The 26,035-nt window shown below is 71.0% G+C and carries 27 protein-coding genes and 1 pseudogene; 18 read left to right on the plus strand and 10 right to left on the minus strand.

The window, feature by feature from the left end:
• Positions 1–305: 305 nt before the first annotated feature.
• The 3 genes from ACIPYS_RS21510 (at position 306) to ACIPYS_RS21520 (ending at position 2,307) form a co-directional block, all read left to right on the plus strand.
• Entirely contained in the window at positions 306–446 is a 141-nt protein-coding gene (locus ACIPYS_RS21510) for a hypothetical protein (protein WP_400748190.1), read from the plus strand.
• Positions 447–982: 536 nt separating this feature from the next.
• Positions 983–1,360, plus strand: a complete 378-nt coding sequence (locus ACIPYS_RS21515) for a peptidase inhibitor family I36 protein (protein ID WP_400748193.1) — start codon at positions 983–985, stop codon at positions 1,358–1,360.
• A gap of 740 nt (positions 1,361–2,100) precedes the next feature.
• Complete coding sequence (locus ACIPYS_RS21520; protein ID WP_093858182.1) at positions 2,101–2,307, plus strand: hypothetical protein; 207 nt, start codon at positions 2,101–2,103, stop codon at positions 2,305–2,307.
• A 35-nt stretch (positions 2,308–2,342) separates the two neighbouring features.
• Here ACIPYS_RS21520 and ACIPYS_RS21525 read toward each other — a convergent pair whose 3' ends face one another.
• Complete coding sequence (locus ACIPYS_RS21525; protein WP_400748198.1) at positions 2,343–3,062, minus strand: AbrB/MazE/SpoVT family DNA-binding domain-containing protein; 720 nt, start codon at positions 3,060–3,062, stop codon at positions 2,343–2,345.
• A 246-nt stretch (positions 3,063–3,308) separates the two neighbouring features.
• Here ACIPYS_RS21525 and ACIPYS_RS21530 point away from each other — a divergent pair.
• Positions 3,309–3,416, plus strand: a pseudogene (locus ACIPYS_RS21530) (hypothetical protein); the annotation flags it as partial.
• A 656-nt stretch (positions 3,417–4,072) separates the two neighbouring features.
• Here the strand turns inward: ACIPYS_RS21530 and ACIPYS_RS21535 are convergent.
• The gene (locus ACIPYS_RS21535; protein ID WP_400748200.1) at positions 4,073–5,788 is read right to left on the minus strand and encodes an NB-ARC domain-containing protein; all 1,716 of its coding nucleotides are present in this window, start codon (positions 5,786–5,788) and stop codon (positions 4,073–4,075) included.
• A 76-nt stretch (positions 5,789–5,864) separates the two neighbouring features.
• Complete coding sequence (locus ACIPYS_RS21540) at positions 5,865–5,993, minus strand: hypothetical protein (protein WP_400748202.1); 129 nt, start codon at positions 5,991–5,993, stop codon at positions 5,865–5,867.
• Positions 5,994–6,131: 138 nt separating this feature from the next.
• Between ACIPYS_RS21540 and ACIPYS_RS21545 the strand changes: the two genes are divergently transcribed.
• Positions 6,132–6,491: a hypothetical protein gene (locus ACIPYS_RS21545; protein WP_400748204.1), complete on the plus strand. Its 360-nt coding sequence runs from the start codon at positions 6,132–6,134 to the stop codon at positions 6,489–6,491.
• Between the two features lie 211 nt (positions 6,492–6,702).
• A complete protein-coding gene (locus tag ACIPYS_RS21550; protein WP_400748207.1) occupies positions 6,703–7,095 on the plus strand; it encodes a hypothetical protein in 393 nt (130 codons plus the stop codon).
• A 254-nt stretch (positions 7,096–7,349) separates the two neighbouring features.
• Here ACIPYS_RS21550 and ACIPYS_RS21555 read toward each other — a convergent pair whose 3' ends face one another.
• The 3 genes from ACIPYS_RS21555 to ACIPYS_RS21565 form a co-directional block, all read right to left on the minus strand.
• Entirely contained in the window at positions 7,350–7,577 is a 228-nt protein-coding gene (locus tag ACIPYS_RS21555) for a hypothetical protein (RefSeq protein WP_400748210.1), read from the minus strand.
• Positions 7,578–7,706: 129 nt separating this feature from the next.
• Complete coding sequence (locus tag ACIPYS_RS21560; protein ID WP_400748213.1) at positions 7,707–7,991, minus strand: hypothetical protein; 285 nt, start codon at positions 7,989–7,991, stop codon at positions 7,707–7,709.
• 279 nt (positions 7,992–8,270) lie between these two features.
• Positions 8,271–8,738 (minus strand): hypothetical protein, encoded by a 468-nt coding sequence (locus ACIPYS_RS21565; protein ID WP_400748216.1) that lies wholly within the window; start codon positions 8,736–8,738, stop codon positions 8,271–8,273.
• 82 nt (positions 8,739–8,820) lie between these two features.
• On the opposite strand from ACIPYS_RS21565, the gene ACIPYS_RS21570 reads away from it, so the two are divergent.
• The 3 genes from ACIPYS_RS21570 to ACIPYS_RS21580 all read left to right on the plus strand — a co-directional run bounded on the left by ACIPYS_RS21570 (position 8,821) and on the right by ACIPYS_RS21580 (position 12,756).
• On the plus strand, positions 8,821–9,096 hold the full coding sequence (locus tag ACIPYS_RS21570) for a hypothetical protein (RefSeq protein ID WP_400748219.1): 276 nt from the start codon (positions 8,821–8,823) through the stop codon (positions 9,094–9,096).
• A 54-nt stretch (positions 9,097–9,150) separates the two neighbouring features.
• Positions 9,151–10,734, plus strand: coding sequence for an ISL3 family transposase (locus ACIPYS_RS21575; RefSeq protein ID WP_400748222.1), 1,584 nt, complete (start codon positions 9,151–9,153; stop codon positions 10,732–10,734).
• A 432-nt stretch (positions 10,735–11,166) separates the two neighbouring features.
• The gene (locus tag ACIPYS_RS21580) at positions 11,167–12,756 is read left to right on the plus strand and encodes an ISL3 family transposase (RefSeq protein ID WP_400748225.1); all 1,590 of its coding nucleotides are present in this window, start codon (positions 11,167–11,169) and stop codon (positions 12,754–12,756) included.
• A 19-nt stretch (positions 12,757–12,775) separates the two neighbouring features.
• Here ACIPYS_RS21580 and ACIPYS_RS21585 read toward each other — a convergent pair whose 3' ends face one another.
• From ACIPYS_RS21585 to ACIPYS_RS21595, 3 genes are all read right to left on the minus strand, one after another.
• On the minus strand, positions 12,776–13,135 hold the full coding sequence (locus ACIPYS_RS21585; protein ID WP_400748228.1) for a hypothetical protein: 360 nt from the start codon (positions 13,133–13,135) through the stop codon (positions 12,776–12,778).
• A 328-nt stretch (positions 13,136–13,463) separates the two neighbouring features.
• The gene (locus ACIPYS_RS21590) at positions 13,464–13,961 is read right to left on the minus strand and encodes a hypothetical protein (protein WP_400748231.1); all 498 of its coding nucleotides are present in this window, start codon (positions 13,959–13,961) and stop codon (positions 13,464–13,466) included.
• Between the two features lie 420 nt (positions 13,962–14,381).
• Complete coding sequence (locus ACIPYS_RS21595) at positions 14,382–14,951, minus strand: phosphotransferase (protein WP_400748272.1); 570 nt, start codon at positions 14,949–14,951, stop codon at positions 14,382–14,384.
• Here ACIPYS_RS21595 and ACIPYS_RS21600 point away from each other — a divergent pair.
• The 4 genes from ACIPYS_RS21600 to ACIPYS_RS21615 all read left to right on the plus strand — a co-directional run bounded on the left by ACIPYS_RS21600 (position 14,889) and on the right by ACIPYS_RS21615 (position 19,171).
• Complete coding sequence (locus ACIPYS_RS21600) at positions 14,889–15,047, plus strand: hypothetical protein (RefSeq protein WP_400748274.1); 159 nt, start codon at positions 14,889–14,891, stop codon at positions 15,045–15,047. The two genes, ACIPYS_RS21595 and ACIPYS_RS21600, sit on opposite strands and share 63 nt — an antisense overlap.
• Positions 15,048–16,948: 1,901 nt before the next feature.
• A complete protein-coding gene (locus ACIPYS_RS21605; RefSeq protein WP_400748234.1) occupies positions 16,949–17,383 on the plus strand; it encodes an RICIN domain-containing protein in 435 nt (144 codons plus the stop codon).
• A 757-nt stretch (positions 17,384–18,140) separates the two neighbouring features.
• A complete protein-coding gene (locus tag ACIPYS_RS21610) occupies positions 18,141–18,650 on the plus strand; it encodes a hypothetical protein (protein WP_400748237.1) in 510 nt (169 codons plus the stop codon).
• A 230-nt stretch (positions 18,651–18,880) separates the two neighbouring features.
• The gene (locus ACIPYS_RS21615) at positions 18,881–19,171 is read left to right on the plus strand and encodes a hypothetical protein (protein WP_400748240.1); all 291 of its coding nucleotides are present in this window, start codon (positions 18,881–18,883) and stop codon (positions 19,169–19,171) included.
• 148 nt (positions 19,172–19,319) lie between these two features.
• Here ACIPYS_RS21615 and ACIPYS_RS21620 read toward each other — a convergent pair whose 3' ends face one another.
• Positions 19,320–19,829 carry a hypothetical protein gene (locus tag ACIPYS_RS21620; protein ID WP_400748243.1) on the minus strand — a complete coding sequence of 170 codons (510 nt, stop codon included), beginning with the start codon at positions 19,827–19,829 and terminating at the stop codon, positions 19,320–19,322.
• 245 nt (positions 19,830–20,074) lie between these two features.
• On the opposite strand from ACIPYS_RS21620, the gene ACIPYS_RS21625 reads away from it, so the two are divergent.
• From ACIPYS_RS21625 to ACIPYS_RS21645, 5 genes are all read left to right on the plus strand, one after another.
• Positions 20,075–22,204, plus strand: coding sequence for a HEAT repeat domain-containing protein (locus ACIPYS_RS21625; protein ID WP_400748246.1), 2,130 nt, complete (start codon positions 20,075–20,077; stop codon positions 22,202–22,204).
• Between the two features lie 415 nt (positions 22,205–22,619).
• Positions 22,620–23,024, plus strand: coding sequence for a hypothetical protein (locus ACIPYS_RS21630; protein ID WP_400748249.1), 405 nt, complete (start codon positions 22,620–22,622; stop codon positions 23,022–23,024).
• A 450-nt stretch (positions 23,025–23,474) separates the two neighbouring features.
• Complete coding sequence (locus ACIPYS_RS21635) at positions 23,475–24,077, plus strand: hypothetical protein (protein ID WP_400748252.1); 603 nt, start codon at positions 23,475–23,477, stop codon at positions 24,075–24,077.
• A gap of 306 nt (positions 24,078–24,383) precedes the next feature.
• The gene (locus ACIPYS_RS21640) at positions 24,384–25,058 is read left to right on the plus strand and encodes an SMI1/KNR4 family protein (RefSeq protein WP_400748255.1); all 675 of its coding nucleotides are present in this window, start codon (positions 24,384–24,386) and stop codon (positions 25,056–25,058) included.
• Positions 25,059–25,129: 71 nt separating this feature from the next.
• Positions 25,130–25,900 (plus strand): hypothetical protein, encoded by a 771-nt coding sequence (locus tag ACIPYS_RS21645; protein ID WP_400748258.1) that lies wholly within the window; start codon positions 25,130–25,132, stop codon positions 25,898–25,900.
• The last annotated feature ends 135 nt before the right edge of the window (positions 25,901–26,035 follow it).

Raw genomic sequence — 26,035 nt, forward strand, 5'->3', positions numbered from 1 at the left:
CTGACCCCGCGGGCGCGGGAGGACCTTTCGCAACCTGCAGCGTTGTCGTTGCTTTGCCATCATGCTGCGGTCGCTCACGACACAGTGTTCTTCCTGGCACCCGACGACGGGGCTGTCACCGCGATGCGGGGGCGGCGACCGAGTCCAGAATTTGATTCCGTGACCTGCCGCTTCATCGAACCGGACAGTGCCATCGCCGAGTGGGACATGTACCTCCAGGAGCCCTCTGCGAAGGTGCCGACACCTGAGCAGTTCCACGGGCGGTGGCCGCAGGGGTCACCGCCCCATCGAACGACGGCGTCGAGGTGTTCGTTCTGCCACAGCGGTTGACCTGGGCGCTGGCCGACGCCGGCTCCACGGAGCTGGAAGAACTCGCCGATCGCTGGGCCACCAGGCCGGTGTCCGCGGTGAGCACTGGCGCAGGCCTGTACAGCTGGAGCTTCTGACCGACCGTCCAGCAGAACGCGGCGATCCCGCTGATGATTTTGGCAGGGAATGATCCACCGCCGACTTCCCGCTGGGCGTCGGCAAGGCGTTCGGCGATCAGATCGGTGAGCTCTGCGGTGCGGCCCTTGAGGCCGACGGCCGCGCGCACCGGAAGGCCGTTCGGGACAGTGTTCGGCAACATCATCGCCTGCTGGCCAGCGCACCGGTCAACCGATCCCGTGATGTCCCGATCTGGCCATGATCAACCTCCAATTCCACAGTTCGCGGCCCGCCGGTTGTTATCGAAAGCGATAGCTCTGCGCCTCGAACGCTCCGGATGCAATGCTTGATGGGCAGCAGTTTTGGCCGTTTTCGCTGGTCGGATCTGTGACTGACAGATGAGCCGGAACAGGCTGCCGCAGTGATGTTCCAGACGATCCGGACTGGCTTGTTCCTGGGTTACCGCTCGCCATGGTACAGGTGAAACTGCCTGTTACGACCCGAACTGAATCGGACGGGTCGGTGGAAGAGTTCATTTCATTCCAAAGGAGGGTCAGTGAATTCCCGTACGAAGTTCGCTCTGGCCATGACCGTTGGCCTCTTCGGCAGCGCACTTGCGCTTTCTCCTGCGGCCCAGGCCAGCAACACCACCATCAGTGGCTACGAAACCTGCGGCGCCGGTTGGATCTGCTTCTACTCGGAGCAGAACGGCAACGGTCAGAAGTGTCAGTGGAGCGAGAACGCACCGAACGCCCGTCCGCAGTGTTCGTGGATGGCTGGGGGAACCAACACCCGGTCGGTGTACAACCACACTGGTGACAAGTACGAGTACTTCCACAACGCCAACTACAGCAGCCGGATCGGCAGCACCACCGCCGGAAACAAGGGAAACCTTGCCGGAACCTACACGATCGGTTCTCTGCGGAGGGCCTAGGGCGCCTTTCACCTTGAGCTCCGTAGCTGGCAGCTTGAAACGGAGACCCTGCGGGTGATGGGGGACCTTGGAACTGCTGCTACCTGGCCTGGGCGACTCCTCCCGGGTTGATGGCCAATGACGAGGCGGTGTTCAGCTCCGATGCCCCGTGGCATTTGAGAGGAACACCGCTTCGTTGTCCGCCTTCGCATGAGCCGGTCCTGCCCACAGATGACGCTCTTGGTATGCCTGTCCACTGTCGACGACCCGGCTGAGCATCGGATACGACACCTGCGAAGCGCGGCTCGCCAACGAGAGAAGGACGGCACCGCGCGCCTGGGCCTGACGACGTCCAGACCATCCCGGCACCCCGACCGCCCCCGCAGTCGGTCCCGGCCGCTGGGCCCCCGGAAGATCGGCCTTCCAACGTCGGCTGTCGGGGTCTAGCATTCCCGGCACAGCGACCCCACCACAGCACCACCGGGCCGCCGGCCGGAGCAGCCGCGTCGTGCCTCCCGGGTGCTGCTGGCCCACGGCCGGGTTCCGAGGACACCCCCCTTGTCCCCGCAGGACCCGGCCGCCTCCGCCTGCGCCCCCAGTACCGCGCCCGGCTCGGCCGCAGGCGCGGAAGGAAGTCCCGGTCGGCGGGGTGCGGTGCCGACTTCGGCGCGCTGCGTACCGCCTGCGGGCCGGTCGGGGCGTTGTCGGCACTCCGGTGGGTCGTTGTGCGTGGTGTTGTTCAGGCATCGTGGGAGGCGCACATGACCACGGCGACCAGCAGCGGCACCACGCACAGCAGTGCGGACTGCACTCCCGACCTCCCGTGCATGGGCCTCCTGGCGTGTGACGTCCACCGTCCGCAGGGCGTGGTGGTTTCCCTGATCGAGCTCACGGGATTGCCCGGGATCCCCGACGACTGCGACTACGACTGCGTCGGCTTCCTGCGCTACGACCGCCACCGGAGGTGACGCCGAGTACGACAGCGGATCGGGTCCGCCACCGCCTACGGCGCCCGCTCGGGGACCAGGTCGGCGGCGAGCAGGGGCATGGCGAGGCGGTGGGCGGTGGCTGCGCACAGCGCGTCCGCCATGGTCAGGTCGATCCCGGCGGCGGCCGCGCGGGTGGTGAGGTCGAGGGCGCGGGCGGTGTCGGAGGCGAGGGCGGCGCGGTGCTCGGCGGGGCAGACCTGGCGGACGCCGATGAGGGGGAGTTCGGCGAGCAGGCGGTCGGCGCGTTCGTGGGCGCCAGCGCGGGCGAGGACGGTGACGAGCTCGTTGACAGCTGCCTCTGGCAGCACCACGCGGTCGAGCCAGGCATTCACTTTGGAGTCGGGGCCGGTGGCGATCCAGTGGAGGACGGCGCGGGCGGTGAGCACGGCCCGCTGGTCGCCGAGCGCGAGGACCCCCACACCCTGGACGGCCCGGGGCAGAGGGCGTAGTTCGGCGGGCAGTGGATCGGTGTCGTCGGGCTCGGGGAGAGGGTAGCCGCCGGTGAGCATCAAGGCCGGGCCGGCCGGGAGGTGGTCGCCGAGCAGTGGCGCGAAGGTGTTACGGAGCTGTTCGCGCACGGCCCACAGGGGCTCGATGGTGATGGCGCCGTTGGGAGCGGTACGGAGGGCGACGGTGTCGCCTTCGGTGATACGGGCGGCGCGTTGGAGCTGGGCGGGCAGGATGAGGCGGCCGCGCTGGCCGATGCGGGCGGTGACGGCGATGGGCTCGGTCATGGCGGCACCCTAGCCCGCAAGACACATCATGGTGAGCAGAATCCAGAATGCTCACCGCAGGCGGGAAGTAGGAGCGCGTCGTCGGTGTACACGGTCAGACGCAGTCTGAAAGCCCACACCAAAAGGGTCTCATCGGTGGCGTTCGCGCTCGACGGGCGGCTGCTCGCCACCGCCGGGTAAGACGGCACCGTCCGGCTCTGGGACCCTGGGACCGGCCAACCCCACGGCCAACCCCTCACCGGCCACACCGGTGAGATTCGGTCGGTGGCGTTCTCCAAGGACGGACGCCTCGCCTCCGTCGGTGACGGCGGCGTCGTGCTGCTGTGGCCCGTACCTGACCACCCAACGCGGTGAAGACGCCAACGGGCCTGCGGGAACCCATCCGACAGTCCTCCCGCGAGCACGGACAGGATGCGTGCACACCCCTCCGGAAGCAGAGCCGACACCGGATGGCCCCGCACTCGCGGGAAGGACGACTCTGCGGCGAACCCTTGGTCCGACCTCTCCGGGAGGACGAGGCCGTCAACGCCATCGTCCGCCTGGGTGCGCTCGCGGGGCAGGGTTTCGTCGTCCTGCCGCCGGCCGACCGGAACCTGTACGCAGACGCCGAGCAACTGCTCCGTGAGTACCACGGGCCCTCGCGGTCCGGGCGACGCCGTCAGCGCAGTCCTGACCTGGCAGCTTCAGCGCCCGGTCGTCCTGTCCTTCGACCGTTTGCTACTGCGCCGTCCTTGTGCCGGTTCGGGCCGGATCGCGGTCTGCTCGCCGACACCGGCGAGGTGGAACCCGCCGCCTGCGCTCTCGGCCCGCACCCTGGTCTCGTTCGCGCTCACCGGGCGGCCCCGGGACCAATGCCCTGGAACATCGGGAACCTGCTGCCGGAGGCCGAGAGGGGTTACGAGCAGGGTACCTGCGGGAAGGGACGGTCAGGCCTGCCGGTGCTCGCCGCACAGACTGTCGACCGGTGGCTGCCTCCCGGCGGGTCTGCGTCACGGGGCGAGTAGGTGGGGTCATGGCCGGCTCCTGTCCGCAGCATCGTCTCCAGGACTGAATGGTGCCGGCGTGGACACGACCTGCAGAGCCCGTGACCGGAAGTCGGCGGCGGCTTCCGGCTGCCCGTCGGCGTCCAGCACCGCAGCGGCGAGCCCGTACGCGCGGGCGAGCACGGGCCCGTACACGGCCTGATCACCCGACAGGTACGGGCCGACCGCCTGGACCACCTCGGCCGCATCCCGCCACGCGCCCGCCGTGTCACCGGGCAGCAGACCACGCCCCCGCTCGGTCAGCACACGCGCCAGGCCCACCCTGGACATCATGGTGTCCGGGTGCGAGGGACCGAGAACACGGTCCCGGTCCTCCACAACGCAACGCAACAGGTCAATGGTCTCGCCGGTGCGTCCTGCCTGGCGGTGAGAGGTGGCGGGGTTGGCACGGGTGGTCAGGGTGTCGGGGTGGTCCTCGCCGAGCAGCCGCTCGGCGTTGGCCGCGAAGTGCTGCCAGTAGGTGACAGCGGCGTGGGGCAGGCCGGCGCGGAGCAGGCTGTTACCTGCGGTGAACAGGACGGAGTGGCTGCCGGGGTGCCAGAGGAGGTCGTCGGCGTGGGTGGTGAGGGTGTCGGTGTTGGCGCGCAGCACGGTGGTCAGGTCGCGTGCGGTGTGCTCGTGTTCGGGCCAGGTCGCGGCGAGGGCGTCGGCGGCGGCGCGGACGGTGGCGGGGAGTTGGGCGGGCGGCGTGGTTTCGCGGGCGGCGCGTGCGGTGAGGGCGTGCAGTCGGACGGCGCGGTGGGTGTCGTGGGTGGTGTGGGTGATGAGGGCGTAGTGGTGGAGCAGGCGCAGGGTGGCACGGGCCTGGTCGGGGGTGACGGGTTCCGGGTCCGGGCGGGTGCCCGGGGTCGGTGTTCGGTGGGTGGTGAGGTAGTGGGTGTCGGTGTCGGTGGCCCAGAGCTGTTGGGGGTGGCCGGCGGGGTCGAGGTGGGCGGCGAGGCGGATCGCGGGGACGGCGAGGCCGACCGGTTCGCGTTGCTGGGCGGCGTCGAGGGCCAGGAGGAGGGTGGTGGTGACCTGGCGGCCGTATCCGTCGGTGTCCGCGCCCGGTGGCAGCAGCGTATCCAGGCGGGAGGCGCGGTCGGTGAACAGGCGGAGGTAGGTGGTGCAGTCGGTGTCCTCGTTGATCATGTAGGCGGCGGCGTGGGCTAGGGCCAGCGGCAGCCCTCCCAGCGCCTCGGCCAGGTCGTCGGCGCGGTCGTCGAGGAGATGCCCGGCGCCGGCTTCGCCGAGGCGCTCGCGCAGGTAGGCGAGGGCTTCGTCGGTGGTGTAGGTGCCGATGTCGACGCGGGTGCGGCCGTTGCCGGTGACGAGGGCGTCGCGGCGGCGGGTGGTGGCCAGCACCCGCCCGTTCGTGCCGGCGGGCGGGCGGGGCCACCACGGGGCGGCGTGCTCTAGGTCGGTGAGGTCGTCCAGGACCACCAGCCAGGAGCGGTCGGTGACCGCCAGCCAGTCCAGGAACGCGGCGGCGTCGCGCTCCGCGTCCTGCCCGTCCGCGCCGGGCAGAGCGGCCTTCGCCGCGGCCTGCGCGTAGGTCGAGATGATCTGGGTGATCTCGGTGGCGTCCACCCACACCAGCACGTCGATGCCGTCGGTGTGGGCCAGGCGGGTGCGCAGGGTGTCGGTTACGGGTGCCTCCGAGGGGAGTGCGGTGGGTGCCGGCCGGGCGGCCGCGCCGCGCACCGCGGTGCCCGCCGTCCCGGCCTGGCTGGCGGGGCGGCGGGCGTGGTGGTGGGCAACGTGAGCGCCCGGAACTTGATCAGCGTTCCACGACGGCCTTGTCGATGCCGCGGTGGACCATGTGCACGTCGTGGCCGAGGACGGCGAGGCGCTGGCGGAGCCGGTCGGCCAGATAGCCGACGCTTCCCCGGACTACGGTGGTCGGCAATGGTGTGGCGGGGCAGGGTGTTTCCGTGAGAGCCTGCGCGCATGTTGAAGCCCTCTTGGAGCTATGCCGCGTAAGCCGGCGGCAGCGGTGCGGGCCGCTCTCCGTTCTCACCCGCGCAGGGGTCGCCAGAGTTTCTCGGTGATCGATGGGGTGTCCGCGGCGACGTTGGGGGAGATCCAGCGTCTGGAACGGACCCGCGGACAGCCGGGGGAAGTTGCTCGTGATCTCGCCTGGTGGAAGCGGCAGGCTGCCGAGATGTGCAGTCGGCGCTGGCACGGCCTTGCCGCTGGAACGTACTACTACGGCTATTACGGGTGTCCGTGCTGCGACTATGACCCGCCCGAGGGCCGGTGGGGACTGGAACGAGTGCTCCAGTCCCTCTCCCGTAGGGCCCGCCGCGACTTCGCTTCGGTGGTCAAGGCTGTGGACGCCCGCGTGATCGCCGTGACCTACGGCGGCGACTCCGACACTCCTGGCTGGTGGGAGCAACGGATCTGACCACTCGAGGGAGATGGACGTGGAGGCGCTCGACTTCGACGTCGCGATCGCTCTCTCGGAGTGCTCGGGCAAGGAGTTCACCCGGTTCGACCCGGCCGAGCATGTCAACGTCTCCTGAAAACTGACCCCGTGTGGTCTCCGAAAGTTGACCTCGGTTGGTTGTGACGGAAACTGCAGTGACGCGGGGCTGTGCTCGTGGAATTCTTTGGGCATGCCTGAGCTGCGTGAACATCCCGAAGGTCCGGTCAGGCTGCTTGGTTTCTGGGGATCCCCGGAGAACCGCGAGCTTCCGAACCCTGCTGATCTTGTCGATCCTGAGTGGCATGAGGCGGAACGGCTGTCGGTCGCGGACTATCTGGATCACGGGCAGGTTGCCGGACGGTGGATGGGCTCATCGAGGTGCCGGCTGTGTTCACGCCCCAACGGATCCCGTGACTTCACCGATGGCTACTACCTCTGGCCGGAAGGACTCTCCCACTACATTCTCGACCACGGAGTCAGGCTGCCGGCTGAGTTCATCAACCACATCGAACGGCGACGCGACGTCTTCGACGAACTGGACAGGGATGTCACGTGGTGGCGCGAGAACGCGGCCAGGACGTAGGCCCCGCGTGGTCGTTCTGACGAAGTGGCACTGGCCGACGTGGGCCAGGCACGCCACCCAGCCCCGTCGCGGGCTCGCCCCAGCGGCGACATCCTCGGCGGTCGGGGCCCCTTGTTCGCGGCCCGGTGGTCGCTCTGGCCGAAGACATGGTCCGCGACGTTGTGGCCCATGGCCAGCACGGTCCAGGCCGCACCGAACGTCGCCAGGGTGGCGACCTGGTGTCGCCAGGGTGGCGACCTGGTCGATCGAGGGCGTCATGCCGTCACCCCCTGGAGTGCATTCCGAGGCGCTACGGCGATGCCCACCAACCGAGACACCCGAGCGGAATCTCGGGCAGGCCACTGCCAGCGGCTGCCGCTCGAAAGCGAGACGCTGGGGAAGATGGACACGGCCTTCACCGCGTTAACCCAGTGGTCGCCGATGTCCGCGCCGGGGTGCACGGCGGTGACGGCGGCGAAGCGGGCGGTGCGGGCGGTGGTCACGACGGATACCTCCGGGGTCGTGGTCGGCCGGGCGGCCGGCGCCGCGCACCACCGCGTTCACCGCCCCGGCCTGGCTGGCACGGGGGGCGGTGGACGCGGTGGTGGGCAGCGCCAGCACCCAGGCGGGGTTCAGTGGTCCTGTTCGCCGGGGGAGGGGCGGGTGCGGGGGTCGTGCCAGCAGACCCGGGTATGGCCGATGGCTTCGGCGGCGTAGCCGGTGCGCATCAGGGAGCCGGACCGGTTGATGCGGTGGCGCAGCTCGTTGAGCATGTGGGCCGTCTCCGCCGGGTCGGTGGGGTCCGCGGCGCCGGGGAGCGGGGGGTCGACGACGTCGCGGCCGACGTGCCGATGGGTGAGGGTGACGTGCGCGCCGAGGTCCTGGAGAAGCTGGCAGGTCTCACGGCCGACGGCCACACTGCTTTACCGGACTAAGGAGTATGTGGAGAAGGGCCGGACGCCTGTCGCGGCGGCACCGGATCCTGGGATGCTCGGGCTCATGCGCGTGAACTTCGACGGAATCACCCCAGTGCCGCGAATGCTGTTGCTCAGCGAGTTCCTGCTCCACTCCGACTTCCACGTCGGATTGGACGAGCCGGTGTTCGTCGCGGCAGGTGACCGGGTCTCGTATGAGGGTGGCGACGTCGTGGTGACTCGCCCGACCGGCGAGCGACGCAGGCACCCGGCCCGCAACAGCTACTGGATCTGCCGCCGAGGCCAGGCGTTCAGGAGGCGCGGCAGGTGAACGTGAAGGTGCTCGACCTCGACCCGGCGGCCGTGGTTTTGGAGTTCGCGGGCGAGGATTTCGGTGAGACCGGATGCCCTGTGCCGGCCCCCGGCGCATCCGATGGCACTGCGCCGGGGGCCGGCGGGGAGCTCCGTGTAGTCGGCGAGGTTGGCGAGCTGCTCCGCGGTGGGTGCCGGGGCGGGCTCGGCCTGGAGGCCGTAGGAGTAGGAGTAGGAGGCGGGGGCCAGGCGGGGGCGGTCGAGCAGGGGCCGGCGGAGCTGGGTGGTGACCTGGGTGAGGGCGGCGCGGGTCTCGGTGGGGCGGGCGCCGAGGGAGCGGTAGGTGGTGAGGTCGGCGGCGGCCGCGGCAACGGCGATGGCGACGTTGTCGACGGTGTCGAGGACGGTGGTCAGCACGCGGGTGCGGGTGGCGGTCATCGAGGGGTCCTTCCGGGGCGCGGTCAGGGGGCGGGGCTGGTCGGGCCGAGGCTGTTGTGGGTGTGCCGGGTCAGGTCGCGGTGTGGAGCAGGAAGTCGATGCCGGCGCCGGGGGAGTCCTCGGTGCGGGTGGTGAGTGCGGCGTGCGCCCGGTCGTGGGTGACGTCGATGCCGAGGTGCTCCCGGGCAGCGCGGCGCAGGTCGACCAGGGAGGCCGCGCTGCCGTGCTCGGCGACGGCCGGGTCGGCGGCGGCGAGGGTGAGGACGTCGTCGCGTGCGGGCCCCTTCGGGGATGCGTCGGTGAGTCGGGCGAAGGTGAAGGGGATCTTCGAAAGTTGGCTCTGACCGGATCTTCGTGAGACCCCAGGTCACGGCGTGAATGCAGGAACGTTCACTCGGGGCAGTTCTCGATCATGGGGGTCTACGCGATCGAGGATGTGCTGTTTCCCGGGATCGGTGTGCGGTTGGAAGGGGTGAGTGTCATCGCGGGGGTGCTGTTCGTCGACGCGGTGGCGTGCGGGCGGCCGGACTGCTGCCCGGCGTGCGGCAGCCGCGGTCGTCGGGTGTACTCGACGTATCGGCGGCGTCTTGCCGAACGGCCGCTCGGTGGACAGCAGTTGGTGGTCCGTCTGCGGGTTCGCCGGTTCTTCTGCGACCGGGGGCGATACCGACAGCAGACGTTCGTCGAGCAGGTCGAGGGACTGAGCGAGCGTCACCGCAGGTCCAGCCTGGGGTTGAAGGAGTGGTTGCGCTCGGTCGCCGTCGAGCTGGGCGGGCGGGCCGGCGAGCGTTTGTGCCGCAGGCTGCACCTGGCGGCGGGCCGCACCCGCCTGCTCGAGCTGCTGGAGGACCCGCCGGTCCCCGACCAGGCGCCGCGGGTGCTCGGCATCGACGAATTCGCCTTCCGCCGCGGCCGTCGCTACGGGACCGTCCTGGTCGTCGTCGAGACCGGGCGGGTCGTCGATGTGCTGCCCGACCGCACCTCGGAGACGTTTGCCGCCTGGCTCACCGACCACCCCGGCGCGGAGATCATCTGCCGGGACCGGGCCAGCGCCTACACCAAGGCGATCAAGCAGGCCGCACCCGACGCGCAGGAAGTCGCTGACAGGTGGCACCTGCTGCAGAACCTGTCCGCTGCAGTGGAGAAGACCTGCCACCAGCACCGTGCCTGCCTGCGTAAACGCGCCGACGAGGACGACCCGCCGCCCCCGCCGGTGATCGACCTGCCACCACCCGAGCTGCCCCGGACGCGAATGGTGGAGCGGACCCGACACCGCTACGAGGACGTCCACCGGCTGCTCGGCCAGGGCTGGACGATCAGCGCCATCGCCCGCCACCTGGGCCTGGACCGCAAGACCGGCCGCAAATTCAAGACCACCGACCTCGACCTGCTGCTCGGGTCCGCCCGCGAGCGCCGCCCGCCCGGCCTCCTGGAGCCGTTCAAGCCCTACCTGAACAGCCGCTTCACCGCCGGGTGCACCAGCGGCACCCGCCTGTTCCAGAAGATCCGCGAACGCGGCTACCGCGGCAGCGTCCAGGCCGTCCGCAAGCACCTCGCCGCCCTGCGGACGGGAACCGCGGAGCCGGTCCGGGCCGACATCCCGAACCCACGCAGGACCATCTCCTGGATCATGCGCCCCCGCGACACCCTGACCGACGACGAGGAAGAATGGCTGCTGAACGTCCGCCTCGCCTGCCCGGACACCGCCCGAGCCTGCGACCTCGCCCGCACCTTCCACGACCTCGTCAGCAAGCTCCGCGGCAACTTCCTGGTGGAGTGGATCCGCCAGGCCGAGCAGAACAGCCCGGCACCGATGCGCTTTTTCGCCAGCTTCCTCTGTCAGGATCTCGACGCCGTCACCGCCGGCCTCACCCTCCATTGGAGCTCCGGAATCGTCGAAGGCAACGTCAACCGCGTCAAAACAATCAAGAGGGCCATGTACGGCCGCGCCTCGTTCCGCCTCTTGCGGATCCGTATCCTCACCAAGAACTACTGATACAAGCCCTACAGTCCTGGGAGGCACAGTGACATGGTCGATCAGGCCGCGGCTTCGGTCCTGGTATGCGCGAAGGCGGCACTGGGATCCCGACATCGTCCGGGCCTTGAAGCTGCCGGTGCCACGCTCAGCTCAGGAGCGCGCTCGTACGCTCCTCCAGCAACGAGACTGGGAAGGGGCGATCAGCGAAATCCGCACGTCGACGGGCTACGGCCGACGGGACGCCAGGTGTGTCGCGCTTGCCCTCACCTATGCCTGGAAGATACCGACCCCTTCGGCACGGGATCGCCTCAGCACGACCAGCTGTCAGCTCTGACCCGGCCGTTCACGCAGATCCGGTCAGAGCCAAATTCAAGGCTCTGACCGGAGCTCCGTGAAATCCCAGGTCGGCAGCATGCATGCAGGATCGTTTCCCTGCGGGATGACCTGCGCGTGGTCCTCCACTCGATCGAAGATGTGCTGTTCCTCGGAGTCGACGTTGAACTGGAGCGGCTGACCGACGGCCCAGACGCCGTGCTGGTGGAGGTGGCCGCGTGCGGCCCACCGGCCCGTTGCCCAGGCTGCGGAAGCTCAGGGAAGCGAAGGCACTCCACCTACTGGCGGACGATCGCCGAACGACCGCTTGCCGGAAGGAAGTTGGCGATACGCCTTCGGGTGCGGCGCTTCTTCTGTGACCGCACCCGGTGCCGGCGGGCGACCTTCGTCGAGCAGGTCCCCGGGCTGAGCGAGCGCCACGTCCGATCCAGCATCGGGCTGAAGCAGTGGCTGCGGGCCGTCGCCAGCGAGGTGGGCGGCCGGGCCGGCGAGCGGCTGTGCCGCAAGCTCAGCATCGCCGCGGGCCGGACCCGCCTGCTCGGGCTGCTGGAAGCTCCCGAAGTGCCCGAGCGGGCGCCGCGGGTGCTCGGCGTCGACGAGTTCGCCTTCCGCAAGGGCCGCACCTACGGGACCGTCCTCGTCGATGTCGAGACCGGCCGCGTCGTGGACGTGCTCCCGGACCGCACCTCCGAGACCTTCGCCGCCTGGCTGCGCGAACACCCCGGCGCGGAGATCATCTGCCGCGACCGCGCCACCGCCTACACCCGGGCGATCAAGGAAGCGGCTCCCGACGCGATCGAGGTGGCGGACAGGTGGCATCTGCTCCAGAACCTGTCGGCCGCGGTCGAGAAGACCTGTCACCAGCACCGCTCCTGCCTGCGCAAACACGTCGAACAGGAGGGTCCGGCGCCCGAATCTCCGGTGATCGACCTGCCGGTCCCGGAACTACCTCGCACGCCGATCGTCGAACGCACCCGTGACCGCTACGCGGACGTCCACCGGCTACTGGAGCGGAAGTGGACGATCAGCGCCATCGCCCGCCACCTCGACCTGGACCGCAAGACCGTGCGCCGCTTCAAAACCACGCCGCTGGACGAACTCCTCGCCTCCGCGAAGGACTTCGGCATCCACAAGGCGAGGCTCCTGGAACCGTTCAAGCCCTACCTGAACAGCCGGTTCACCGCCGGATACACCAGCGGCACCCGGCTGTTCCACGAGATCCGGGAGCTCGGCTACACCGGCAGCATCCAGGTCGTGCGCCGCCATCTCGCCAAGCTCCGAGAAGGGACGGCCGAACCGGTCCGCGCCGACATCCCCAGCCCGCGCCGCATCACCTCGTGGATCATGCGCTCTCGCGAGAAGCTCTCGGACCAGGAAGTGGACAAGCTGCTCGACGTCCGGATCGCCTGTCCGGACATCGCCCGGGCCTACGACCTGGCCCGATGCTTCCGCGACCTGCTGGTCGACCGGCGTGGCAGCATGCTGCTGGAGTGGATCCGCCAGGCCGAGCAGGATGCTCCCGCGCCGGTGCGCTCGTTCGCCGGCTTCCTCCGTCAGGACCTCGCCGCGGTCACCGCCGGCCTCACCCTCGAATGGAGTTCAGGCAAGGTCGAAGGTAACGTAAACCGGATCAAAACGCTCAAAAGAGCCATGTACGGCCGCGCCTCGTTCCGACTCCTCCGCATCCGGATCCTCACGCGGTCGTGAACGCCAAGGCGGACGTGGGTCAGGTCAGCAGGCGTCCGCCCTGCGGATCGAAGCAGAGGAGACCTGAGGACCGCGCGACATCGACGGCATACGGGGCGGCCTCCTGGTACTTGCTGAACACCATCCCGAAGTAGAACAGCGGGCCGCTCGCGTTCCTGATCAGCGGCCCATCCGACCAGGGGCTCGCGTCCTCGTCCTCGTCGTCCGGGCTCAAGTCAGGCCACCGTGCCACCAGCGCCTCGACGTACTGCCTGATACGCACTGTCGGCTCGACACCCCGACCGCCCATGAACTCACCGTAGAGATCCGTGAACACCACACGTGCCGCAGCGTCGCTGTCAGGACGCTTGCCTTCCCACACAGCCAGGTCGTAACTCATGGCCGCATTCTGCACGTCCTCGCTGACAGATCCCCCTGTCGAACATCCACTGCACATGATCAAGACTTCACGGAACTCCGGTCAGAGCCAAATTCAACGATCCCCATCAAAGGCGGCCTGCCACTGCCCGGCAGCGCGCTCGCGGGCCGTGGCCGGCTGCTGCAGGTGGCTCTCGCCGAGTGTGCGCGGGCCCTGGCGTCCTGAGGGCCACGGCCCTGCCCGGCTGGGACCCGGCCCGGACCCGGAGACTTGGCTCGGCGGGCTGCGGGTCGTGGTCGCGTTCGACGGCCTGGTGACGGGTGGCGCCAGTTTGCGCGCCGGCCCATGGTCAGGGCTGGTTCGCGATCCGGTTGCCGAGCTGTTCGAGGAACTCCTGCAAGCCGGCCGCCGCGATGTCGAAGTCGTCGGACCAGGAGGCTGTGGTGGACTTCCAGATCTGTCCGCTGGCGCCGATCGCGAACAGGTGGCCCCCGCCGTCGCTGGCGAATACCAGCGCGATCCTTTCGCCGTCGATCGCCGCAGGTCCGTACTCGCGGAAGTGTCCTGCCACCGTCTCTGGTGCGTGGATGAAGTACCCGCTGTCGACATCGGGTAGGGATGCCTCGCTGATCACCCGGTAGAGCGTGGTCAGGTCGGAAGGGATCGGCGTCAGGTCCCCGAGTGCGCTCGCCGCCTGGTGGCTCTTGTCGGTCGCGGGCATCACGGTGTTGTGACCGGGCGGGAAGCCGTGGGTCGGGAGGAACGACTGCACAAGTTTCGCCAGTGCCGCATCGGCCTGCTCCTGCCAGGACCGGACCCACTCCGCGTCAAGCCGCTCATCTGGCACGTTTCCCCCTCGAATGCGCGTGCAGCCCGCCCTTGCGAGTCCGAAAGAACGTATCGAAGGGCGACGACAGTCCTCGGCCCGGACATCGGAGGACCGTCGAGTTGCGCCTGCGAATGGCCGCCCAGCGCGAGATCTGGACCGGGACCGAGCTGCGGCGGCTGGTGGCCGGGCAAAGCCGGCCTGGCGACCGGCCCGTGGCAGCTCGCCCCGAGGACCCCGTGGACCCAGCGTTGTGAGGCACCATGTTCAGCCGACTGATCGGCTGCGCGTCCACGTCCGGTCGGCGCCTGGGCGTGTGGCGTGGACGATCTGGCGTGCGGTGCGGAACATCTCAGCGCCGTAGGCGTCCTAGCGGAAGCGTTCGACGATGCGGTGGTGCGCGGGCCCGCGGTCAGGAGCAGGCGCGCGCACGGTTGTGGGCTACCGCCGGTGGGCGGCCATGCGGTCGAGGACGAGGTGGCCGCGCTGGATGAGGTCCTCGCGCTGCTTGGCCAGGCCGGTGCGCAGGTAGGAGGCGCCGAGGCGAGCGGTCAGCAGCTGCAGCAGTCGGTCCTCGTCGCCCGTCAGCGGGCGGCCGTAGCCGGTGAAGTACACGTCGCGCAGGTCCGTTCGTGTCGGCCAGACGGCGCCGCACAGCCACACGAACTCGGTGGCGGCGACGCCGGGCGCGGCGGTGGAGAAGTCGATCAGGCCGTGCCGGCCGGTGTCCTGGTCGTACAGCCAGTTCCGGGTCTCGTAGTCGCCGTGCCGGTAGACCAGCGGCAGCCGCTCGGCGAGGGTCGCCAGTTCGGTCGACGCGGCCTTGACCAGGGCGAGGCGGTCGCCGGCCAGGTACGGGGCGAGGGGCTCCAGGCAGTCGGCGGCTTCCCGGGCCTGCTCCGCCAGGTGTCGATCGAGGACCCCGTCGAACCGGCTGAACGCGCCAGGATGGCCCACCGCTACATGCCGCCCGGCCAGGCCGACGCCTACCTCGCCGCGACCGTCGAGCAGCTGCCCGAGGACGTCACCATCCGGATGCGCCCCGAGCGGTGGAACAGCGCCGACTTCGCCGCAGTTGCCGCCCGCTTCGCTCAAGCCGCCAACTGACACCGGCCAGGACCGGTGCTCGCGATGGCCTGGAGGTAGGGCCGTTGGCTCGGAGCGGTTTCCCGTGCAGCTGGGCTGACGTTCTCGGTCAGATGGTGAGGGATGGTCCGAGTTCTCTCCGCGATGGCTGGTCGGACTGCTGCTCCAGACCGAGGGAACCGGTGGTTGGTCAGTCATCCTGCGGAGTTGGCGCAGGGGCCGGTCCAACCGGGGTTCTCCAGCGTGCTGGCAGCAGCCGTTGTCCTAGAGATCGCGGAGTCTCCCTTCTTGCTCGCAGCTGGGTGTACCGCACGAGGGAGTCCGGGCTCGTGGTCCTCACCCACATAGGGGCGCCGATGAGAATTCGCTGAGGGCCGCCCAGACCCTCGTTTCGGAGCAGCCCTTCCCACCGCTCCGGGGCCAGGACTGCGTCGCAGTAGATCTCTGCGAACCACTCACAGTTCTCCGCCCGGCCAAGAGTGAATCCGCGAGTCCATGGCCTCCCGGCATGCTCCGCATCAAGCGCCGTGCTGCCCTGGTGAAGTGCGATCTTCAAGGCTTCGAAGGCGACGGACTCCGTATCGCCCCAGTAGGAGTCGCGCTGGGGCTGCAGTCCCTCCAGCAACTGCGAAACCGCGAGCCAAGCCGACGAGGTCCAACCTACCTCTGCCGCGTCTGTGGCCCGGAAGTCGGGAGTGTTGTCGAGGCTGCCGAACAGGACTACGTCGACGCGCTGGCCGTCGGTGCTGAGAGTGTGTGTATGCAACAGCACTCCCTTGTCCTGCGCGGGCCCGCCGATGAACCTTGCGAACTCCACCCGACCCACTCCCTCCGCGAAGTCAGTAGGCGGTGGCGAGTCGAATGTGACTGCGGTCCGCGACTTGAGTGCCTTGCGGATACGAAGTGCCTGGTCCGGTCGATCGGTTACCTGAAGAGGTGGACTGAAGGATGCCTGGGGGAGTGGAACGGGGCCGATTGTTGATGGCGGAGCCACCGACGTGAGCCTCCATCGTCCGAGCGTGACGCCATTGTCGCGGGCGACGCTGTGGATCCGGCGCTCTGACCAGTAGAGGAACCGCCCAACGTCATCGCTGTTGTGTACCAAGTGAGGTCTCCCTGCCCGTAGTACGACGTTCGCGTTCGCGAGGGTCGTTGACGTGCCCGGCTTGTCGGCCGGTCGGGACCATTGTGGCGAGTGTCCGCCATAGGAGTGTCCGAAACACCGGATCGGACACTTACCGCAGCAGTGGCCGCAGTCAGGCCTGGCTCTTCCGTCAGTGTCCAGGCCGAGCTCCGCCCACCATGGCCGCTCCGGCTCCGCCGGCCGTTCTTCCCACTCGTGGAAACGGTCACGGTGAACGACCGGCCCGCTCCCGCCACCACCCCTTCCCTCCCCTTTGACGGGGCCCCCGTTGACCGGCCCTCCGCCCCGCCCGCCCGCAGGCGGACCGCAGGCAGCGGATCGTGGTTGACCCGCTGGCGCACCCCGGTCCAGTGGGCCCTGCTGGCCTCCCTGCTCGCCGCGGTCGTCATCGCCAACCAGGCCGAGCACCGCGGCGGCGAGCCCGCCGCCGCACCGTCGGCACCCAGCACCGCCGACAGCGCCGGGGTCCTGCCCGTCGACGTCACGCCCGAGCCCCCGACCGCCGCCAGGGCCCCGCAGCAGCCGGCCACCGGCCCGGCCCCCGAGCCCCCGGCGCCCCCTGCGACCTCGCCTGCGGCCGCCGTCGACCCGCCACCCGCGCCGCCGGCCGCCCCCACGCCAGCCACCGCCGCCCCGGCACCGGCCGGCACCCCCGTGATCCCGAGCACCCCGCCCGGCCGCCACCCCCACCCAGCCAGCCACCGCACCCCCGCCGCCCGCACCCGCCCCGGTCCCGGTGGCACCCGCCGGCCCACCCCGCCGCTCGCTGCGCAACCAGGTGACGAACCTGTGCCTCGACGTGCCGACCAGCGGCACACCGAACATGGGAAAGCCGGTGGTGCAGGACCGGTGCGGCGCGGGTGGAGAACACCTGCAGTACTTCGACCTCGTTCCCGCCACCGGCAACGCCGGCCAGTTCGCGCTCCGCCCCGCCGGCTCCGCCCTGTGTGTGGTCCCGCCCGAGCACGGAGTCCCGGCCCCCTCGCAGGTCGGCCTCTACCCCTGCGACCTCACCGACGGCGACAACCACCTGTGGCGCCTGCAGTGGAACGACATCGCCGGCTTCATGCTCGTCAACGTCAAGTCCGACGGCACACCCACGCCGATGTGCCTGGACGTGCCCGGCCACGGCGACTCCATCCCGGGCCTGCGCCTGGGCGTCCACCCCTGCCACCCCGACCCCGGCGACGACCACTGGTGGGCCTTCACCTGACACCGGGCAGCTCCACCCACCCCCGGCCGCCCGCACACCCGGCCCCTCGGCGTACGGGTGGCCGGGCGGGCGTGCGAGGGCCTGACGCCATACCGGCCCGGAACCCGGCCGCTCGGAGCGACGTCCCCCCGCCCCGCCGTGCGCGCCCGCGCAACCGAGCGCGCCCCCTGCGGTGCCCGCCCCGCTCACAGGGTGGTTTTTTACGGCGTGCCGGTCCGGAGGCGGGCACGGGGCCCTGGCGGCCGGCGCGAGTGCAGTGCCGGGCGGCCGTGGGCGGGCGCCGTACTCACCGGGGCTCCTCCTGCGCGGGGGGCGATCGGGAACGGTGCAGGAGGTCGGCATACGGATCGAGTTACGCTGGTCACATTGGACACCCTGCGTAATTAGTTCAACACTCAAGAGTGGTGGCCTTTGTCGCAGTCGGGCGGGCGAGCCGATGGGCGGGCGGGCAAGGGTAGTGGCGTTGCGTAGTCACTCCGAGTCTTTGTGTGAAATCCGCTTAGACCATATGCGTGAATCGGCAGGCTCGTTCGGTTGTCTGGTTGTGGGCCACAAGGTGACCTCGGCGCACGGCATGACGCCGTTTCCGACCGAAAGAGTGCGATGGACGCGACCCTGCGCGCAGCCGTCCCCAGGACTGCCCGGCCCCGTGCGGCCGCCGACCGCAGTCCGAGCCGGACACCACTCCCCCTGCCGGGAGCGGCCGGGTGAACGACGACGCCCGCCGCTGGATCCGGCGGGCAACTCGGTGCGGGGCGTGGCCGCGCTCACCGAGATGTCGGAACGGCTCGCCCTGCACCTCATGCACGCGCCGGTGCACCTGACGGCCACCGTCACCGACACCGGGCACGGCGCCCGCTCCTCGCGCGCCCGCAGCCCGGAGCAGACCGCGCTGCTCAACCGCAGCCGCCGGCGCATCATCGCCGTCGGCGCCCAGGGCGAGCTGGAGTTCACCGAGACCGAGCAACTGCTGGGTGCCGTCGAGGGGGCCGTTCCCGTGCCGCCGGGCTGGCTGGTGCTGGACCTGATGGCCGTCACCGGCATCCGGCCGGGCTCCGCGGCGTTGCTCGCCGCGGGTCTGGCGGACATCGCCCGGCGGGGCCACCGGATCGTGGTCGCCGCTCAGGAGCCGTTCCTGGGCGCCGCCGACGGGCACTCCGGCTGGCACGCCTTCGGCAGCCGCGACGACGCGGTGGCCTGGTGCGAGGACCAGCTCCTCGCGGGCGGGCCGCCCGTCGGCCCGCCCGCTGCGCGGGGCGGGGGCTGAGCGCTTGCCGGGGCCGGTTCCGGGCCCGGCCGTCCCGGGGGCTTCGGGCCGGTTGCGGGTCGCTCCTGTGGGGGCCGTTCCGGGGGCGGGTGGTGCGGTGGGCTCGCTGCGGCGGCTCGTTCCGGACCCGGTCGCCGACCCTTCGATTCGCGTCGGGCAACTTCGTTGCGGTGTAACGTTTTTGGTGGTTCTTTCGGTTTCGGTCGCGTGATTGCGGCTATACGTCGGTCATGAATGGCAGATATCGAGGGGCGGGTACGGCCCGCGCGGTCGTGGTCCTCGCCGACATCGTCGCGGGCATCCTGGGCCTGTGGATCGTCCTGTACCTGCTGGACGCGAATCCTTCCAACGATCTGGCGCGGTGGGTCCGTGGTGCGGCCGACTGGTTGTCCACATGGGCCCACGACATGTTCACGCCTTCTCAGGGATGGCTGCGGACCCTGCTCAACTACGGCATTCCCGCCGTGGTCTACCTGTTCCTGGGTCACCTCGCGGCCAGGTGGCTGCGTCGCGCGCACTGATCCGGGGGAGCGTGGGAGTGCTCGTTCCCGGGCCCGGGCAGGAGGGGCGGGGCGGCGCCCGCGGAGCGACGTTCTCCGCAGGGCCGGCCACCGCCCGGCGCGCTGGGACGAGACAGCAGCAGTACGAGGTGCCGGGGGGCCGTGTACCTCAGTCCTCGTCGAGCTGGACCAGGACCGCGAAGTACTCGCCGTCGCTCCCGGCGACCACGCCGTCGAACGTGCAGGCGGACACCGGTTCTTGGGACGTACCGTGCCGGTTGGTCCACCAGGTCGTACCGGGCCCGAGCCAGTTCACGATGCGCGTCACCGTGTGGTGGGCGATCTCGCGGTTCATGTGGAGCATGCCGGGCCGTGCGAGGTCCTCGGCGGCGAGCGTGGTCATCAGCTCCAGAGCCTCGTCGGTGCCCAACGGCTGCAGGCGAGTCTCGACCTGGGAAGCGGTCGGGGGAACGCCTGCGGTGGCGAGGTACCGTTCCCAGATCGGGTGGACCTCGGCGACGAGGCCGTGCACCTGGGCGGCAACGGAGGGCAGCCGGTGGTCAGGGGCCACGGGGTCCGGGAACCGGCCGTGCCGCACGGAGACGATGGGCCTCTTCTCCAGTGACAGCAGCAGGCCGTCGAGCCCCGACGGGTCCCATGCGCGAATGTCGTTCTCCACTGCGGCATCGTGCCACGCCGGGAGGCGGACGAATGCGGTGGCCGTGAGTCCGCGGGGCTGGAGGGGGCGATCCGTCGTGCGACACCTGTCGGCGAAACAAGCGCGCGGCGAGCCCGTGGCCCAGGGCCGGGCCCCACACCGAGCGGCCCACTGCCGCCCGGGGAGTGTCCAGCGCGACCGGGGCACCGGTGGGCAACGCGCCGGGCCGCGGGGCGGTGTCAGTGCCCTCTGACACTGTTCGGCCCATGATCAACGAACACCTCGGGGACGTCGACTGGTCGTCCATGGGGCACGCCTACGGTTCGGCCGAGGACGTACCCGTGTGGCTGGAGCAGATGGGCTCACCCGATCCCGACCTGCGGGAGAAGGCCTTCACGAGGTTCTACGGCGCGGCCCATCACCAGGGCGGGGTCTACCGCTGCACAGCGGCGAGCATGCCGCACCTGTTCGCACTCGCCGCGGATCCGCGGACACCGGACCGTGCGGCTGTTCTGGAACTCCTGCTCAGCATCGGCCGCGCGGCGCTGGACTGCGACCCCGACGGCATCTACTGCAGTCCGGCCGGCGACATATCGACGCCCTTCGCGGACGTGGTGCCCCGGATGCGCGAGCACGCCGACGACTTCGTCCGCTACGCGGCCGAACCGGACCCGCGCGTGAGGCAGGCCGCCGTCCCGGCCCTGGGACTGTTCCTCGACGACACCGACCGGGCCTTCACGCTGCTGCGCAAGCGGCTGGAGGCCGAGAGCGGCACCGTGGAGCGGCTCCTGGTCGTCGAGACGGCCGCCGTGCTGGCCCGGCGACTGCCGGCCGCACTCGACCCGGTCACGACCTGGCTCACCACCCTGACCACGGAACCGGCCCTGGACCCCGACATCCGCCTCGCCGCCCTCGTCCACCGGGCCGCCTGCACACCCGAGACGATCGACCCGGACCTCGTCCCCACAGCGACCGACCTGCTCCGGCGCCTCACCCCCGAAACCGAACCCACACCCCCGAACGAGCCCGACGCCCGGTCGGCCGACCGCGCACAGTGCGCCCGCACCGGGGCCGGCACCGAACCGGCACCGAACCCGGACGTCCCGCCGCAGCTCGCCGCGGTCTTCGCCGACCTCGACCGCCACCGCCGCAGACACGCCCCCACCACCGACCTGCTGACCACCCTCCACCAGGTGCTCGACCACCGGATCCCCGAGCGCACCACCCTGCTCACCGCCCAGCTCTCCAGCCCGGACCGGGCCACCCGCCACGACGCCATCGGCACGGCCAACACCCTCATCCGCTCCTGGCGCGGCGACCACACCGGCCTCGTCCGACGGCTCGCCCACCTCCTCCAGCCCCACGACCCCTGCACCACCGCCGAAGCCGCCGAGACGCTCGCCCAACTCCCTCCCACCCTCGCCGAACCCGCCCGCGAGCCCCTGGCCGCCCTCGTCGAAGCCCACCGATCCACCCACGGGCCGACCCCGTGGACCACACCCCACCCGCTGCTGCGCCGCGCCCACCAGCACGCGGTGACGGCACTGGCCCACCTCGGCGACGAGCGTGCCCTGCCCGACCTGCTGACGGCCCTGGACACCGGCGTCGACGCCTGGCGCGCGGTGCAGGCCGCCGGCGACCTCCCACAGGCCGCCGGTGAACTGCTGCCCAGGCTGGCCCGGCGTCTGGCCTGCGCGGACTTCTCCCAGGACTGGACCTGGTCCGAAGCCTGCGCACTGGTCGCCGCCCTCGCCCGGCTCGGTGACCCGGCGGCTGTGCCCGCCCTCGTCGCGGCCCTCACCGCTTGCGTCCACCAGGACCAGCGGCGCGGCGCGACGTCGGTCCTGCGCGCGCTGACCCGCTTCGGCGCCGACGCCGCTCCTGCTCTGGAAAGCGTCCGGCCGCTCGCCGACACCGAGGACATGGACCTGCGACTCGCCGCCACCGGAGCGCTGTGGGTCCTCGAACGCGACCCCGCCGACGTCGTGCCATGCCTGATCACCCTGCTCGACACGCCACGTCAGCACGACGCGGCCGATCTCCTCGGCCGGGTCGGACCACCGGCCGCCGTGGCCCTGCCCGCCCTGCGGCGGATGCTCGAGGCCGACTACGAGTGGACCCGGCTGCACGCCACCGCCGCGATCCACGACATCGGCGGCCCGGACCAGGCACAGGCCGTCCTGCCGGTCCTGCTGGACGCCTGGGAGAAGAACGACGCGACCGCCGGCCACGTCCTGGAGCGCCTGCAGCGGATGGGCCCCGCCGCCGCTCCCGCCCTGCCCCGGATCCGCGCGGAACTCGCCCGGGTGCGCCGCAGCGGCGGCATCTTCACCAGCGTCGAGGACGACGAGGCACTCCAGCACACCGCCCGGACCCTCGTCGACCGGCTGGCCTGAGACCCTCCACCACCGACGGGCGGCACACGGCCGGTCTGACCCCGGGCGCCGCCCCCCACCACGGCCGGCGCCGGAGCCACCCACCCGGGGCGGCGGAACCCGTCCGGCGCGGCCGACGTTGCCGACCTCGGCCGCCGAGCCCCGCCCGTCCCGCACGAGCCGCCGCCCGTACCGTTCGGGCGGATGCTTCCCCGCACTACCGCCTTGGCCCGGTCCGGTCCGGACTGCACCCCGGCGCTGCCGGTCGCAGCCGGGAACGGCGGCCGGCCGAACCTCTGAGCAGTCCGCCCCTTTCGGCTCTGGCTCGCCTGGACGAGTGGGTCCGATGTGTGCGATCACACTGCACGGCACTGCTCGCCCACGCGTAGGGTGGTGATCTTCGAGGCCCCATCCCGACCTTGCAGGAGTGACGCCCGTGCTTCTCGTGTCCGACCCCGTCTTCGGCGAAGTGGAGCTCACCGGGTCAGCGACGGAACTGGCCCGCTTGGCATGCGCGGTGGCCCGGGGCGAGGGATTCGTCGGCTCCGTGTCTGCGACGGTGCCGGACGGGGAGACCCTGGTGGGGGTCGAAGTCAGGGAGGCTCCCGGACCCGGGGTGTTGATTCGTCTCGACTCCCAGCGTCAGATCCTGGTGGTCAGCGGTGACCCCGTCGCGAGGGCTCTCTTCGCGGACAATCTCGAGGCCATGACCACCGCCATGGCTGCCGAGGAAGGCGGCGGCCACCGCCATGTCGACCACTTCCCCGGGCATCCTTACCTCGTCGAGGGATCTGTGCCCTTGGTGGTCGGTGTCCCTGGTGGAGGTCCGCCTGCTCGATGAGCAGGACCGCGATCAGTGGCCGTAGGCGATCAGCGAGCGGGTGACCGGCGCGCCGGCGGCGTTGTCGTGCCAGATGCCAGGCGGCCATCGCCAGGACGCCCCGGGCGACCCGGATCGCGACGCCCAAGAAGGCCCGTCCGCCGTGCTGTTCCAAGCCGAGCCGCCCTTTGACGGTGCCGTTGACCGACCCGAACAGCCGGCGGACCTTCTTGAGTATCGGCTCGCCGTGGCGCTCCCTCTCGCGCTGGGCGAGGGCTGCAGCAACTCGACGCCGAGCCGGGCAAGTTCCCTCTCGAACGCCGTGGACGCGAAGCCCTTGTCCGAGACGAGCAGGCCGGAGTCGGCTTCGAGTATCGGGCCGGCGACGCACCGGGCACCGGGCGGACGTTCGCGGCGCTGCCGGGGCCCACCGGCGCCGACCGCTCGGCGTTCGACCGGTGCCTGGCCGCGGTGGCCCGGATCCCCGGCGTCGCGGCAGGGCCCGAGCCGCACGGCGCGGACACTCCTACCCGGGCACGCACGGTCCGGCGGGCGCTGCGCGCCGCCGCCGACGACGAGGGGTCGGTGCTGTCGGAGGAGTCCTTCGAGGTGCTGCTGGAGGCGGCGGTGCAGGACCCGAACCCGAGTTTCAACCGCTGCTTCGTCGAGCCGGTCCTGAACGCCGACGGCTACCACCGGGTCCGCGCGGCGTTGCTCGAGCGTCTGCGCAACGGCACCGACGCGCAGCGGGCCGGCGCGGCCCGGGCCTGGTACTGGACGGCCCTGCCCGGTCGGGGACGAGGACGGGGCGAGGCCCGAGGACCCCGGCGCCCTCTCCCTGCCGGGGCGAGGTACACGGCGGCGCTGGTGGCCGATTGGCGGGAGGCCTCGCTGCGCGAGTTCGTCGCCAACGAGGACCTCGACGTGCGGCGCTGCATCCTCTTGGGCCTGGCGCTGCGGACGTCGAAGTACCCGCCGGAGCTGCATCCGTTGGTGACGGCCGCCACGGTGATCGCCCGGGCCCACCCGGACGACTACATCCGTCACCGGGTGGAGGCGCAGGTCGGCGACTGACGGACCGCAGCGCCGGTCCCGTCCGGTCGCCCGGCGTCGAGCCGCTCGACCGGGCCGGCCGTTCGTCGGCCGTCTCCTCCCGGTGAGGCGACCTGTAACAGCTTGGGCGACAGCCGTGCGGCCGGCCTGGGCCCGATCATCAGCGTGTGACTGCCTCCGTGAGCGGGATGGCCGACGCTGAACGAGGGTCAGCAAGGCCCCGTGGGGCTTGTCGGCCAGTGGTCCTCCGGTCGGGTCAGCAGCCTGTCGGAGTGGAGGCCTAGAGTGCAGCCTCTGACAGACTGACGGCCGGAGAGGGGCTGGGCGATGACCGAGGCGTGGGACCGGCTCCGGGCGATCATGGGCGAGCCGGTCTACACCCCGGCGCGGGTACCGTGGGAGCTGGCACCGGCCGAGCTCGGGGTCCAGCTACCGTCGGACTACCGGGCGTTCGTCGACCTGTACGGTGCGGTGAACCTGAACGGCGAGTGGGGCGTGCGATCACCGACGAAGCACTCCCGCGTCGCCGGTTCTGCGGGCGGCCTGGCGGGGTGGCGCTTCGAGACCGACACCGAGTTCCGGCTGCAGGTCGAGGGGGAGGACGAGTTCTGGGACCAGGAGCACACCCCGGTGTTCCCGGACCCGGGCGGGCTGCTGCCCTGGGGCACGAACAGCAACCACAACTACTGCTGCTGGCTGACCACCGGCCCGGACCCGGAACAGTGGCCGGTGGCCGTCCTCTGCGACTTCGACGGCGTCGACGACGGTGAGCTCGACCGTTTCGACGGCGGCTTCGCCGAGTTCGTGGCGACCGTACTCACCGGCGGCTACGCCCATGAGGACGAGTTGCTGGTGCGCCCGGACCCGGAGGAGTGGGGACCTCAACCGGTCCGACCACTCTGGACACCCGCCTACGACTGGACCGGCAAGGACTGGGGCGCGGAGTGGGGCATCACCTGGTACCGGCCCACCGGCTCGAGGGAGATGCCCTGGACCAGGTAGCGGGGATCCGGGTACACCACTGTGAGGGAGGCTGCCTCGACTCGTGGGCGACAGGAGGAACGACCCCGCCCGTGACGGCGGTGGCGGTCCTCGCGCTGCCCGGCTCGGGGGGGACGTCGTTCGCGGCCACGCCCCCGCCGCTGGCCTACCACCTCACGGCCCAGCAGGCCGGCGTGGCGGCGGGCACCGATCTGCTGCTGCTCGCGCAGCGGGTGCGAGGCCTGCCGGATGCAGTGCCGGCGGGCGCCGCGGGGGAGAGCACGCTGCGGTGGCGGCAGTGGTCGCTGAACACCCGGGACGACCACGGGAACGTCTCCTCGAAGGTCGTGCCGGTCGAGAACGAGGTGGTGCCCGGGCCCCAGGGCCCCGTCCTGACCCGCAGGTCCCACGAGGGCGGCAAGGAGCGGGTGGAGCGTATGCCTGCCATCCTGACGCTGCCGCAGGGCGAGGTGCTGGCGACGGGGACGGGGCTGAAGGACTGGCTGCGGGGCGCGACGCCCGGCGTCGACAATCCGAACGGGGCCTCCCAGGCACTCCACAGCCTGATGACCCAGAGGGTTCTGGGCTCCGCGTCGCGTGCGGCGGTACTGGAGTGGATCGCCGGACTTCCCGGTCTGGAGATCACCGGGGACGTGACGGACCGCGCGGGGCGCCCGGGTGTCGCCTACTCCGCGCTGTCCTCCGACAGCGGCCTGCCGACGCGCTACACCTTCGTCGTCGACCCCGCCTCCGGGAGCCTGCTGGCGATGGAGGAGACGCTGACCGTGACGGCCGGCGCGCTCAACGTGCCGATCCCGTCGGTGATCAGCTACACCGTCTTCCTGACGGGCGTGAAGGGCTGAAACGGGAAGTGGGGGGGGGGGGGGGCCCCCCCCGCCCCCCCCCGGGGCCCCACCCCCGGCGCGGCGAGACCCCCGGGGCCCGCGGCGCGGCCCCCCAGCCGGCCGCGGGGGCCGCGGGGGGGGGGGGGTGCGGCC

Origin of the sequence: Kitasatospora sp. NPDC089913 (assembly GCF_044748625.1) — a bacterium.
Lineage (GTDB): Bacteria > Actinomycetota > Actinomycetes > Streptomycetales > Streptomycetaceae > Kitasatospora.

Bases quoted from the DNA above. Each gene is read 5' to 3' on its own strand.
- ACIPYS_RS21520 (WP_093858182.1), top strand. From the start codon at position 2,101: ATGACCACGGCGACCAGCAGCGGCACCACGCACAGCAGTGCGGACTGC.
- ACIPYS_RS21525 (WP_400748198.1), bottom strand. From the start codon at position 3,062: ATGACCGAGCCCATCGCCGTCACCGCCCGCATCGGCCAGCGCGGCCGC.
- ACIPYS_RS21550 (WP_400748207.1), top strand. From the start codon at position 6,703: ATGCCTGAGCTGCGTGAACATCCCGAAGGTCCGGTCAGGCTGCTTGGT.
- ACIPYS_RS21565 (WP_400748216.1), bottom strand. From the start codon at position 8,738: ATGACCGCCACCCGCACCCGCGTGCTGACCACCGTCCTCGACACCGTC.
- ACIPYS_RS21575 (WP_400748222.1), top strand. From the start codon at position 9,151: ATGGGGGTCTACGCGATCGAGGATGTGCTGTTTCCCGGGATCGGTGTG.
- ACIPYS_RS21585 (WP_400748228.1), bottom strand. From the start codon at position 13,135: ATGAGTTACGACCTGGCTGTGTGGGAAGGCAAGCGTCCTGACAGCGAC.
- ACIPYS_RS21600 (WP_400748274.1), top strand. From the start codon at position 14,889: ATGGCCCACCGCTACATGCCGCCCGGCCAGGCCGACGCCTACCTCGCC.
- ACIPYS_RS21615 (WP_400748240.1), top strand. From the start codon at position 18,881: ATGAATGGCAGATATCGAGGGGCGGGTACGGCCCGCGCGGTCGTGGTC.
- ACIPYS_RS21625 (WP_400748246.1), top strand. From the start codon at position 20,075: ATGATCAACGAACACCTCGGGGACGTCGACTGGTCGTCCATGGGGCAC.
- ACIPYS_RS21640 (WP_400748255.1), top strand. From the start codon at position 24,384: ATGACCGAGGCGTGGGACCGGCTCCGGGCGATCATGGGCGAGCCGGTC.